General features: G+C 31.0%; 9 protein-coding genes and 1 other RNA gene. 6 read left to right on the forward strand and 4 right to left on the reverse strand.

Going from position 1 to position 13,335, the window contains the following annotated elements; genetic code table 11:
• Window positions 1–140: 140 nt before the first annotated feature.
• From rnpB to BXQ17_RS02270, 6 genes are all read left to right on the forward strand, one after another.
• Window positions 141–447, forward strand: an RNA gene (gene rnpB, locus BXQ17_RS02245) — RNase P RNA component class A.
• 230 nt (window positions 448–677) lie between these two features.
• Window positions 678–3,452 carry a bifunctional aconitate hydratase 2/2-methylisocitrate dehydratase gene (locus BXQ17_RS02250; RefSeq protein WP_077809069.1) on the forward strand — a complete coding sequence of 925 codons (2,775 nt, stop codon included), beginning with the start codon at window positions 678–680 and terminating at the stop codon, window positions 3,450–3,452.
• 205 nt (window positions 3,453–3,657) lie between these two features.
• Window positions 3,658–5,925, forward strand: coding sequence for an aconitate hydratase (locus BXQ17_RS02255; RefSeq protein WP_077809070.1), 2,268 nt, complete (start codon window positions 3,658–3,660; stop codon window positions 5,923–5,925).
• Window positions 5,926–5,989: 64 nt separating this feature from the next.
• Complete coding sequence (locus BXQ17_RS02260; protein ID WP_077809071.1) at window positions 5,990–6,685, forward strand: peptidoglycan DD-metalloendopeptidase family protein; 696 nt, start codon at window positions 5,990–5,992, stop codon at window positions 6,683–6,685.
• A 68-nt stretch (window positions 6,686–6,753) separates the two neighbouring features.
• The gene (locus BXQ17_RS02265; RefSeq protein ID WP_077809072.1) at window positions 6,754–7,425 is read left to right on the forward strand and encodes a Crp/Fnr family transcriptional regulator; all 672 of its coding nucleotides are present in this window, start codon (window positions 6,754–6,756) and stop codon (window positions 7,423–7,425) included.
• Window positions 7,426–7,502: 77 nt separating this feature from the next.
• Window positions 7,503–8,399 (forward strand): anti-sigma factor, encoded by an 897-nt coding sequence (locus tag BXQ17_RS02270; RefSeq protein ID WP_077809073.1) that lies wholly within the window; start codon window positions 7,503–7,505, stop codon window positions 8,397–8,399.
• A 150-nt stretch (window positions 8,400–8,549) separates the two neighbouring features.
• On the opposite strand, the gene BXQ17_RS02275 is transcribed toward BXQ17_RS02270, so the two are convergent.
• The 4 genes from BXQ17_RS02275 to BXQ17_RS02290 all read right to left on the reverse strand — a co-directional run bounded on the left by BXQ17_RS02275 (window position 8,550) and on the right by BXQ17_RS02290 (window position 13,302).
• Complete coding sequence (locus BXQ17_RS02275) at window positions 8,550–8,900, reverse strand: hypothetical protein (RefSeq protein WP_077809074.1); 351 nt, start codon at window positions 8,898–8,900, stop codon at window positions 8,550–8,552.
• A 184-nt stretch (window positions 8,901–9,084) separates the two neighbouring features.
• Window positions 9,085–10,266, reverse strand: coding sequence for an aspartate aminotransferase family protein (locus BXQ17_RS02280; RefSeq protein WP_077809075.1), 1,182 nt, complete (start codon window positions 10,264–10,266; stop codon window positions 9,085–9,087).
• Window positions 10,267–11,877, reverse strand: coding sequence for an OstA-like protein (locus BXQ17_RS02285; RefSeq protein ID WP_254712399.1), 1,611 nt, complete (start codon window positions 11,875–11,877; stop codon window positions 10,267–10,269). It abuts the gene before it with no gap.
• A gap of 153 nt (window positions 11,878–12,030) precedes the next feature.
• Window positions 12,031–13,302: an adenylosuccinate synthase gene (locus tag BXQ17_RS02290; RefSeq protein ID WP_077809076.1), complete on the reverse strand. Its 1,272-nt coding sequence runs from the start codon at window positions 13,300–13,302 to the stop codon at window positions 12,031–12,033.
• Between the last annotated feature and the right edge of the window lie 33 nt (window positions 13,303–13,335).

A 13,335-nucleotide genomic window follows, 5' to 3' on the forward strand; every position in this document is an offset into this window, starting at 1 on the left:
ATACTTTTTTTACTAGATTTAATATATATTTGCAGTGTTGTTGGTTCGCCAACAACACTTTTTCTTTTTCATAGCAATTTTTCCCACTCAATTTATTGAGTGGGTTTTTTTTATCAAATAGAAATCGTACAATATAATTTAAAGCAGGCTTATCTTATCGTCTTAATTTAATTAAGAAGGAAAGTCCGGACACCAAAGAGTATCATAGCGGATAACATCCGTCCAGCGTAAGTTGAGGACAAGTGCAACAGAAAGCAAGTACAGTTCGGCTGTAGTGAAACCAGGTAAACTCTATGAGGTGCAATGTCATGTATATTAGAACTTGAGAGCTACTCGCTCGATTCTAAAGGGTAGACAGATTGATTCTAAGAGTAATTTTAGAACTAGATAAATGATAAGAGCCTTATTTATAAGGAACAGAATTCGGCTTATTAGCCTGCTTTTTTTTAATTGATTACGATATTCTTAATAAAAAATAGATTATCTTCTTTTTTATTGAATAATATTCAGCTATTTAGAAATTTGCCTTTTTTTATTTATTAATTATTGCAATCGGTTATTTATCTTTTAAAATTAATATAAAAAATGTAAGTTTGCGAGAATAAATTTTAAAGAGTTTAAAACTTAATTCTTTCAAATTTTTAACAAAAGACTTACAGTAATAAAAGATTTCTTTCATGAGTATTTATAAAGATTACCTAAAACAGATTGAAGAACGAAAAACGAAAGGACTTCATCCACAACCAATTGATAGTGCAGATTTATTAAGCGCAATTATTGAGCAAATTAAAGATACAGAAAATGAGTATAGAGAACAATCTCTAAACTTTTTTATCTATAACGTTTTACCGGGTACAACAAGTGCAGCCGTTGTAAAAGCTAAGTTTTTAAAAGAGATTATTTTAGGTGAATCTATTGTTCCAGAAATTTCTACAGATTTCGCTTTCGAGCAATTATCGCACATGAAAGGTGGACCATCGGTTAAAGTATTACTTGATTTAGCTTTAGGAGATGACGAAGTAATAGCGAGTAAAGCTGCAAAAGTTTTAAAAACTCAAGTATTTTTATATGAAGCAGACACAGATCGTTTAGAAGAAGCTTTTAATAACGGAAGTTCTATCGCTAAAGATATTATTGAAAGTTATGCCCAAGCAGAGTTCTTTACAAAGCTGCCAGAAATAGAAGAAGAAATAGAGGTGGTTACTTATATCGCTGGTGTAGGTGATATATCTACAGATTTATTATCTCCGGGAGGTGATGCACATTCACGTTCTGATCGTGAGTTACATGGGCAATGTATGTTTGAACATAACAAAGACATGCAAAATGAATTATTAGCTTTAAAGGAACAACATCCTGATAAACGTGTAATGTTAATTGCAGAAAAAGGAACTATGGGAGTTGGATCTTCTAGAATGTCTGGTGTAAATAACGTTGCATTATGGACAGGTATTCCTTCAAGTCCATATGTGCCTTTTATAAACATTGCACCAGTAATTGCTGGTACAAACGGTATTGCTCCGATTTTTTTAACAACAGTTGGCGTAACAGGAGGTATCGGTTTAGATCTTAAAAATTGGGTTATTCAAAAAGATGAAGAAGGTAATACTATTGTAGATGAAGATGGAGAACCAGTTTTAAAACAAATGTATTCGGTAGAAACAGGTACTGTTTTAACGATTAATACAAAAGAAAAAAAATTATACCACGGTAAAACAGAATTAAAAGATATTTCTGCAGCTTTTACTCCGCAAAAGATGGAGTTTATGAAAGCAGGTGGTTCTTACGCTGTTGTTTTCGGTAAAAAATTACAAACATTTGCTTGTAAAACTTTAGGAATTGAAGTGCCACAAGTATATGCACCTTCAAAAGAAGTATCTATAGAAGGTCAAGGTTTAACAGCTGTTGAGAAAATATTTAATAAAAATGCAGTAGGTACATCAGGAGCTACATTACACGCAGGTTCTTATGTTCGTGCAGAGGTAAACATTGTAGGTTCGCAAGATACTACAGGTTTAATGACGTCTCAAGAATTAGAAATGATGGCTGCAACAGTTATCTCTCCAATTGTTGATGGTGCTTACCAATCTGGTTGTCATACAGCATCAGTTTGGGATGATAAATCTAAAGCTAACATACCGAGATTAATGAGCTTTATGAACGATTTTGGTTTAATTACTGGTCGTGATCCTAAAGGAAAATATTTCCCAATGACGGATGTTATTCATAAAGTATTGAACGATATTACTGTTGGTGATTGGGACATCATTATTGGTGGAGATTCGCACACACGTATGTCTAAAGGTGTTGCTTTTGGTGCAGATTCAGGAACTGTAGCTTTAGCATTAGCAACAGGTGAGGCATCAATGCCAATTCCAGAGTCAGTTAAAGTAACCTTTAAAGGACAAATGAAATCTTATATGGATTTTCGTGATGTTGTACACGCAACACAGCAACAAATGTTAAAACAATTTGGAGGTGAAAATGTTTTTCAAGGTCGTGTAATCGAGGTACATATTGGTACTTTAACGGCAGATGAAGCATTTACATTTACAGATTGGACAGCAGAAATGAAAGCTAAAGCATCTATCTGTATTTCAGAAGATGATACTTTAATAGAGTCATTAGAAATTGCTAAAGGTCGTATTCAGATTATGATTGATAAAGGAATGGATAATGATAAGCAAGTGCTGAAAGGTCTTGTAGAAAAAGCAGAAACTAGAATCACTGAGCTTAAAACAGGTATTAAGCCTTCTTTAAGACCAGATGCAGATGCTGTTTATCATGCAGAAGTTATTATTGATTTGGATGAAATTGCAGAACCTATGATAGCAGATCCAGACGTAAACAATGATGACGTATCAAAACGTTATACACACGATAACATCAGACCATTATCATATTACGGAGGAACTAAAAAAGTAGATTTAGGTTTCGTAGGATCATGTATGGTTCACAAAGGAGACATGAAAATTTTAGCTCAAATGCTTAAAAATGTCGAAGCTCAACATGGTAAAGTAGAATTTAAAGCACCTTTGGTTGTAGCACCACCAACATATAATATTGTAGATGAGCTTAAAGAAGAAGGAGATTGGGAAGTATTACAAAAATACTCAGGATTTGAATTTGATGATAGCGCACCAAAAGGATTGGCACGTACAAAGTACGAAAACATGCTATACTTAGAACGTCCAGGTTGTAATCTTTGTATGGGTAACCAAGAAAAAGCAGAACCAGGAGATACTGTAATGGCAACATCTACACGTTTGTTTCAAGGAAGAGTTGTAAAAGATTCTGGAGAGAAAAAAGGTGAGTCTTTATTATCATCAACACCAGTAGTTGTTTTATCAACAATTTTAGGAAGAACACCAACTATGGCAGAATATGAAGCTGCTGTTGACGGTATTGTTTTAACTAAATTTAAGCCTTCACAAAAACAATTAGTTAGATAATTAAAAATCTATATAAATAGAAAATCCTGAGTTTTAAACTCAGGATTTTTTTGTTTACATCTAAAGTGAGTATCAAATTTTTCTATTTAGGTATAAGTTTTAAATCTTTATTAATAAATAAATCATTTATCAAATAATTATAAATTTTGTACCTTGTGAATTAGTAAAACTTATAACAAAAACCTTTAAATTATTTATAATTCTTATGGCATTTGATATTGATATGATTAAAAAAGTGTATTCAACCGTTGTTGAACGTGTTGATGCTGCTCGTGAACTTACAGGAAAACCACTAACCTTGGCAGAAAAGATTTTATATTCTCACTTATGGGATAGTAATTCTGATAAGGCGTTTGTAAGAGGAAAAGACTATGTAGATTTTGCTCCAGATAGAATTGCTTTGCAAGATGCAACAGCACAAATGGCATTGTTACAATTTATGCAAGCTGGTAAATCTAAAGTAGCAGTACCAACTACTACCCATTGCGATCACTTAATTCAAGCTAAAAATGGCGCAAGTTCAGATTTGCAAAATGCATTAAATACAAGTAATGAAGTATTTAATTTTTTAGAATCTGTTTCTAATAAATATGGTTTAGGTTTTTGGAAACCAGGTGCAGGAATAATACACCAAGTAGTCTTAGAAAATTATGCATTTCCAGGAGGAATGATGATTGGTACGGATTCTCACACAGTTAACGCTGGAGGATTAGGTATGGTTGCCATTGGAGTTGGTGGTGCAGATGCAGTAGATGTTATGGCAGGTATGCCTTGGGAGTTAAAGTTTCCGAAATTAATTGGTGTAAAATTAACAGGTAAATTATCTGGTTGGACAGCGCCAAAAGATGTTATTTTAAAAGTTGCTGGTATTGTTTCTGCTAAAGGAGGTACTGGCGCTATTGTAGAATATTTTGGAGAAGGTGCTACTTCGATGTCTTGTACAGGTAAAGGTACAATTTGTAACATGGGAGCAGAAATAGGAGCTACAACTTCTACATTTGGTTATGATGAATCTATGGAACGTTATTTACGTGCTACAGACAGAGGAGATGTAGCTGATGCTGCAAATGAAGTTAAAGATTATTTAACAGGAGATAAAGAAGTATATGCGAATCCAGAGCAATATTTCGATCAAGTAATAGAAATTAATTTATCAGAACTAAGTCCGTTATTAAATGGTCCTTTTACTCCAGATTTATCTACAAAAGCTGGTGCTGATATGACAGAAGCAGCTAACGCTAACGATTGGCCTTTAAAAGTAGAATGGGGATTGATTGGGTCTTGTACAAACTCTTCTTATGAAGATTTATCAAGAGCTTCTTCAATAGCACAACAAGCTATCGACAAAGGGTTAAAAACGAAAGCAGATTTTGGAATAAATCCTGGTTCTGAAAAAGTTAGATATACTGCAGATAGAGATGGTATTTTAGGAATCTTTGAAAAATTAGATGCTAAGATTTTCACAAATGCCTGTGGACCTTGTATAGGGCAATGGGCACGTTATGAAGATCCAAAAAATGCTCCTAAAAACTCAATAATTCATTCCTTTAATAGAAACTTTGCAAAACGTGCAGATGGTAACCCAAATACACATGCATTTGTTGCTTCACCAGAAATGGTTGCAGCTGTAACTATTGCTGGTCGTTTAGATTTTAATCCTATTACAGATAAATTAATTAACGAAAACGGAGAAGAAGTAATGTTAGATGAACCTACAGGATGGGAATTGCCTCCAAAAGGTTTTGAAGTTAAAGATGATGGTTATCTAGCGCCTGAAGAAGATGGAAGTCACGTTAAAATTGCTGTAAATGAAGATTCTGAAAGATTACAGTTATTAGAGCCATTCACGCCAATTGGAAATGATATTTCTGGGGCAAAATTATTAATTAAAGCTTTCGGAAAATGTACAACAGACCATATTTCTATGGCAGGGCCTTGGTTACGTTTTAGAGGACATCTAGACAATATTTCTAACAATTGTTTAATTGGTGCAGTAAATGCGTTTGGTAAAAAAACAAATTTTGTTAAAAATCAAATTACAGGAGAATTTGGAGGAGTGCCAGATACAGCCAGAGCGTATAAAGCAGCAGGAATTAAGACAGTGGTTGTAGGAGATCATAACTATGGTGAAGGATCTTCTAGAGAGCATGCTGCAATGGAACCTAGACATTTGGGTGTAGTTGCTGTAATTGTAAAATCTTTTGCAAGAATTCACGAAACAAACCTTAAAAAACAAGGAATGTTAGGTTTAACCTTTGCAAACGAAGCAGATTATGATTTAATTCAAGAAGATGATACATTTAATTTCTTAGATTTAAATGAGTTTGCACCAGACAAACCTTTAACTATAGAATTAGTACATGCAGATGGATCTAAAGATACTATTATTGTAAACCATACTTATAACCAAAGTCAAATAGATTGGTATAATGAAGGTTCTGCTTTAAACTTAATAAAAAAAGAAAATGCTTAATATTTAAGTCAATTTAATATAAAACTCTCGATGAATTTCGAGAGTTTTTTTTTACTTTTAATTTATGAAATTAAATCCTTTTGAATCTTTTTTAAAGAATATATCAGAAACGCCTTTATTAGCTATAGATAAAAAAATACATCTATCTAGTTATGTACCAATAAACATTTCTAATACAAATAAAGACTTATTAAGTTTTGATGTTTCTTCTTCGAAAGATTGGGAAAATTATATTGAAGCTTTTTTAAAAAAAGAAAATAAGCATGTAGCTTATGGTGGTTATTTAGAAAAAAGAAATTTATATGACAGAAGTGCGTATTTTAAAAATTTAAGTGAAGAAGATAAAAGAAATATACACTTAGGTATTGATTTGTGGTGTAAAGAAAAAACCAAAGTATTGGCCGTTTTAAAAGGAAAAGTACATAGTTTTAATTTTAATAAAAATCACGGTGATTACGGACCAACAATTATTTTAGAACATAAAATCGCAGATTATAACTTTTATACTTTATATGGACATTTATCTGAAAATTCGATTCAAAATTTAAAAGTTGGTGATAAATTTAATGAAGGAGAAGTAATTGCAGAATTAGGAGATGCTTCAGTAAACGGAGATTATGCACCACATTTGCATTTTCAAATTATAAAAGATTTACAAGGTAATAAAGGTGATTATCCAGGTGTTTCTTCTAGTAAAGATTTAGATTTTTATAAAGAGAACTGCCCAAACCCTAACTTATTATTAAAAATTAACGATTAATTCATGCTTTTTGTAAGTATATAAGCTGTTTTAAGACTTTTATAATAATTGTCTAAAACACTACCCTTATGAAAAATATATGGTTTTTTGATCACGTTAATTTGTTTCATCTTTTATGTCCACATAAATTTAAAGACTACAAAAAATGCCACCGTTTTGATACTTATCAAAAAAGTGATTATATCTATTTTACAGAAGATGCAGCAAATAAAGTTTTTCTAATTGAAAAAGGAAAAGTTAAAATAGGTTATTACACAGAAGCTGGTGAAGAAATTATCAATGCAATTTTAACAAAAGGAGAGCTATTTGGCGAAAAGGCTATTTTGGGAGAAGAAAAAAGAAATGAATTTGCGCAATCTATAGATATGAAAACGTCTATTTGCCCAATAAGTGTAGAAACAATGCATGATTTAATGCGTGATAATAAAACATTTAGTTTAAAAATTTATAAATTCTTAGGACTTAGATTTAAAAAGTTAGAAAGAAGATTACAATTAATTTTATTTAAGGATACCAGAACTCGTTTTTTAGAATTCACAAAAGAACTTTGTGAAGAATATGGCTACGATTGCGAATCTACAGGAGATAAAATAATAGTTCATCCGTATACCCAAAAAGATATTGCATCTTTAATTGGTACATCTAGATCTAATTTAAATGTTTTAATGAATGAACTTAAAGAAGAAAATATTATAAACTTTAATAGAAAAGAACTTAGAATTTTACAAAAAACTGCTTAAGTGTTCGCTAGCTAACATTTAAATATTTCTTTGGCTTTTAACTTTGTCATTAACATTAACAATAAACATTTAATAAGATGAAAAAAGTTTTAAACTTAGCAATTATTTTTGCTTTAACAACACTATTTGTTGCATGTAGCGACAATGAAAATGAACCAACTACAGGTAATTTAACGGTAAATTTATCAGGATTAGAAGAATTAGGTGCAGATTTTGTATATGAAGGTTGGTTAATTGTAAACGGATCTCCGGTTAGTACAGGTACATTTACTAGTGTTAATTTTCCGCAGAGTTACACTGTAGACCTTGCAGATTTGCAAGACGCTACTAAGTTTGTGCTATCTATTGAGCCAGCAGTAGATTCTGACCCAGCACCTGCAGCAACTAAAATTTTAGCTGGTGATTTTTCTGGAAATTCCGCAAGTGTAAATTCAGATAATATTGTAGTTGATGCTTCTGGAGATTTAAAAACTTTAGGAGAATCTTACGGAAAATATATTTTAGCTACTCCAACAGATGACGATGATACAAATGAAGCAAGCGGAGTTTGGTTTTTAGACAATTCAGATGCTCCAACAGTTACAGCTGGTTTAGGTTTACCTGCTTTAACAGATGGATGGAAATATGAAGGTTGGGTAGTAATAAATGGCACACCTGTTAGTACCGGAACATTTTTAACGGGTTCAGGAGCCGATGATAACGCTGCAACATCTCCTTTTAAAGGAACTTTAAATAATGGTCCTGGATATCCTGGAGAAGATTATGTAATGGGTTCTGCAGCTGGTGTAGATTTTCCTACAGATTTAAAAGGAGCAACGATTGTAATATCGATAGAGCCAAGTCCAGACAATAGTTCAGCTCCATTTACATTAAAACCATTAGCGCATTTAGTGCCAAGTACCGCAAAAGATCATACAGTTTTAACAATGGGAGCAGGCCCTGTTGTAAATTTATCTGGAACAGTAACTAGATAACTGAAAAAATATATCTACTATTTAATTTTGTTAATGGTTGATTATTAAGAGCAATTCAATTTTTTTGAGTTGCTCTTTCAGTTTTTATCAAAAAAAATGCTCAAGTAAAAATAAATTTTAAATGAGCACCAACTAACCAACCAAGTTGTATTATTTTATTTCGAATTTTAAAGGCATCAAATAAATTTCACCTTTTTTAATTCCTTTTAAATTAACTTTCTTGTAATTAAATTTACTTTTTAAGTAGGTATTTAATTCTGATACTTTAGAATCTACAGACAGAACAACTATTTCGTTTTTATTGTTAATTATAAAAGATACTTCTGCAGAGGTAGTTTGTTTTAAAACAACAGGAATCTTATTTCCTAAATAAGAAGACATTTCTGTTCTTAAATTAGAATTTTCTTTGGTCTTTTTTAATACTGGATCTGTTGCAGTGGCTGTAAATACTGTTGATAAACTAATTGCTAATACTGCGATAATTGTTTTAAAATTTTTCATAATAAGTCTGTTTGAGATTAATGTTATACTGTAAAGACTACACTAACCTAAAAAGGTTTCACACAAAGTACTAGTTTATGATTTTATTAACGCTATTTAACTGAATTTAAGAAAATTAAGAGATTTTTTATAGTTTTTAAAAGTTGAAATAACTGATTTTCTTAAATAAATATTTGGTAATAAGTTATTTGGAGTTATTGTTTAAACTATCTAAAATTATGTTGCAACCTAAAATAATTTCTTCATCAGAAATATTTAAAGGAGGAGTAACACGAAGTGCACAATTTTCAAAAAGTAAAAAGAAAAGAATAAGTCCTTTATCTAAACAATCAAAAACTACTTTAGCTGTAATATCAGGATTTTCTAAAATTACAGCAAGCATTAAACCTTTTCCTCTAATTTCTTTTATAGCTGGATGTTTTAAATGCTTTCTAATTAAATCTTCTTTACGTAAACTTTCTTCAAGTAAATTTTCATTTAAAATCTCTGTCACTGTGGCATAACCCGCAGCTGCTATAACAGGGTTTCCTGCAAAAGTAGAAATATGACCAAGTTTTGGATTTTCTTTTAAAAGCTCCATATGCTTAAAATCAGCAATAAAAGCACCTATTGGCATTCCGCCACCCAAACCTTTACCTGTGATAATAATATCTGGAATTATATTGTAGTTTTCGAAGCCCCAAAAGGTTCCTGTTCTACCTATTCCTGTTTGTATTTCATCTAAAATTAAAAGTGCACCTACTTTTTCACATTTCGATTTTACTTTAGCTAAATAATTGTTTGTTGGTGCAATAAAACCAGCGCCACCTTGTATTGTTTCTAAAATTACAGCAGCTGTTTTGGATGTAATTTTGTCTAAATCGTACTCATTATTAAATTCAATAAATTTAGAACCAGGAATTAAAGGTCTAAAAGCCTGAATTTGTTCTTCAACTCCAGAAACACTCATTGCTCCCATAGTATTGCCATGATAAGACTTCTTTGCGGCTATAATTTCAGATCTATTTGTAACTCTCTTTGCTAATTTTAAAGCACCTTCTGTAGCTTCTGTGCCAGAATTTGTAAGATAAACTGAATTTAATTTTTCCGGAGAATTTTTTACCAAGATTTTACATAAATCTACCTGCGGTTTTTGTACAAACTCACCATAAACCATAACATGAGAATATGCGTCTAATTGACTTTTAATAGCATTTGTAACCTTCGGATGATTGTGGCCTAAGCTATTTGCAGAAACACCAGCAACAAAATCTAAAAATTTTTTTTGATCTGTATCAAAAATATAACTTCCTTTTGCATGTGATATTTCTAGAGCAAATGGGTGAGGAGATGTTTGCGCTTGATATTTAAAGAAATCTTCTTTCATTTACTTATTTTTAGAAGTACTTTCTCTTGTGTTATTTTTAGAATCGTTCATAATTAAAGGTTTTATAAAATCTTTATCACTTTTTACAGGTAACTTTTGATTTTTATCATCTTTAAAAATATCTTGTTTTGTTTTTGGTTGCTCGCTTTCTCGCCAAATAAATCCTTGTAATTTTTTATCTTCTGATGGAAATAGGGAAGGAGGATATGTTTTTCCTTCTGATTTTTTTAAATATTTAATTGTAGCAATTTGCCCGTTATCTAAAGTAAACTCAATATTACTAGATATTTCTTTGGTAATTGTTTCTATAACACCAGTTTCTTCGTTTCTGTTATAATACACAGACTCGGCATTTCCTTTTACCAACAATAATTTAAGTTTATTTTCTTTGAATTTACCAAACATGTTTCTTCCTTTTATTTGGTTGTATTCATCTATAGAAAGAGAATCTTTAGAAACTATAAAAGCGTTATTTAATACCTTTAAAGAATCTAATTTTTCAGTTTCTACATTAGATATTAAGTGAATAGTGTCACCTGTTATTTGGTTGCCATCAGACCATAACACAGGGTTTCTAAACATTTTTGTAACACCTGTTTTTTGATCTGTATGTATAGAATCGCATTTACCTTGTAAATCTGATTTGAAAATTTTGACATCATGATAAGTTCTTACAATTCTTTTTTCTGGAGCACCAGTTATCAAAAGTGTATCACCATGAATAAATGTAGAATCTTTGTCTACAATAGAAATTGCCACAGCTTTTTCAATGATAAAAAGTGAATCTTTTTTTTCAAAAATTTCGGCATAATTACCACGAGTAACAAAGTTTTTAACAGTATCTATTACCTGAATATTGTTTGTAGCAGAAGCAAAACCTTGTTTTTTATCATAATACAAACTATCGCCTTCTACAGTTCTTTCTTTCAAAAATAGTTTAGCATTTTTTACAAAATAAGAAATATCTGTTTTTGTATTGTAAAAACCTCTTTCACAATAAATTTTGTTTTCATTTTGAGTATTTGTAATTGTTGAAGGACCATATAAATAGGTTAAACCCGAGTTTGTATAATAATCTAAATGATTAGATTCTAGGTTATGCTCTGGGTTTACAACGGTAACTCTTGTAGTTGCAGTAAACTTTTTAGTTTCTAAATAATAGTTTCCGTTTTTACTATTTAAGGTATTTGTTTGGTCTTTTATAGTAGCATAACTTCGGTAATACAATTTCTGATTTAATCTATCAAACTGCAAAGTATCTGTAGTTAAAGTCATTTCCGGATCTTTTAAAACTACATTTCCCCAAGACAAAGCTTGTTTAGAATTAGCATCATAATCTAGATAATCACTAGTTTGCGTAATCGTATCACCTTGTTTAATAGTTACATTTTCTAATGCTTTAAAAAAGTTTTCTTTTTGATAAAACAAAGCTTGTTTACATGTAAGAATCGCGCCTTCATGCGTCATTTTTACATTACCAATTAATACGGTTGCTCCAGGATATTTGCTTTCATCTACATATTGTTGTTCTGCAGAATAAATCATTTTTTTTGATTGTGAGAAACCTAAAAAACTAATTAAAAGAAAAGTAAATAATAGTGTTTTTTTCAAAAGTTACTGTTTTAGGCAAAAATACTGAAAAGATAGTAGTTGATTACTAAAGAAAAGTGAAAATAATTAAGGCATTTAAACAGATTTAAAAAATCAAAAAAGCACCTTTTAAATTAATAAAAGATGCTTAAATTATATAGTTTTAGAAAATAACTATCTCTTAATAGTTTGTTTTCTGTCTGGACCAACAGAAACAATCTTAACAGGTACACCAGTTTCTTTTTCAATAAAAGCAACATAATCCATTAAGTTTTTTGGTAACTGATCTGCAGAAGTCATTTTTGTTAAATCTTCATCCCAACCTTTAAATTCAGAATAATTTACAGAAACATTTTCTGGTTCGATGTTATATGGTAAGTGAGAAATTTCTTCACCTTTATAATTGTAAGATGTACAAACTTTTAAAGTATCAAAACCAGAAAGAACATCTCCTTTCATCATCATTAATTGTGTAACACCGTTTACATCTACAGCATATTTTAAAGCAACTAAATCTAACCAGCCACATCTTCTTGGTCTACCAGTTGTAGCACCAAATTCATGACCAACTCTAGCCATTTCTTCACCATCTTTATCAAAAAGTTCTGTAGGGAAAGGTCCTGAACCAACACGAGTAGTGTACGCTTTAAAAATTCCGAAAACTTCACCAATTCTATTTGGTGCAACACCTAAACCTGTACAAGCACCGGCGGCAGTTGTGTTAGATGATGTTACAAAAGGATATGTACCAAAATCGATATCTAATAAAGATCCTTGAGCACCTTCTGCTAAAATTGTCTTTTTATCTTTAATAGCTTGGTTTAAAAACTCTTCGCTATCAATAAAAGCTAATGTTTTTAATTTATCGATTCCTTTGATGAATTCTGCTTCTAATTCTTTTAAATCATATTCTATCTGAACATCAAAGAATTCTAACATTTTGATATGCTTTTCTGTTAAAGCATCGTATTTTTCTTTCCAGTTGTCTAATTCTAAATCACCAACACGCATTCCGTTTCTACCAGTCTTGTCCATATAAGTTGGGCCAATTCCTTTTAAAGTAGAACCAATTTTAGCTTTACCTTTAGATGTTTCTGATGCAGCATCTAACAATCTATGTGTTGGTAAAATTAAGTGTGCTTTTCTAGAAATTAATAATTTAGAAGTATAATCTATGTTATGCTTATCTAAATTTTCTAGTTCTTTTTTAAAAATTACAGGATCTATTACAACACCATTACCAACTACATTTAATGCAGTTTTATGAAAAATTCCTGAAGGAATTGTATGTAAAACGTGTTTGTGTCCATCAAAAATTAAAGTGTGTCCTGCGTTTGGGCCTCCTTGAAAACGAGCAATAATATCATAGTTTGTTGTTAAAACATCTACGATTTTTCCTTTTCCTTCATCTCCCCATTGTAGTCCTAGTAATAAATCTACAGCCATTAGTTGTGTAATTTGTTGTTTGTGTTGTGTATT

Source organism: Polaribacter sp. BM10, from assembly GCF_002005425.1.
Classification (GTDB): Bacteria; Bacteroidota; Bacteroidia; order Flavobacteriales; family Flavobacteriaceae; genus Polaribacter; species Polaribacter marinaquae.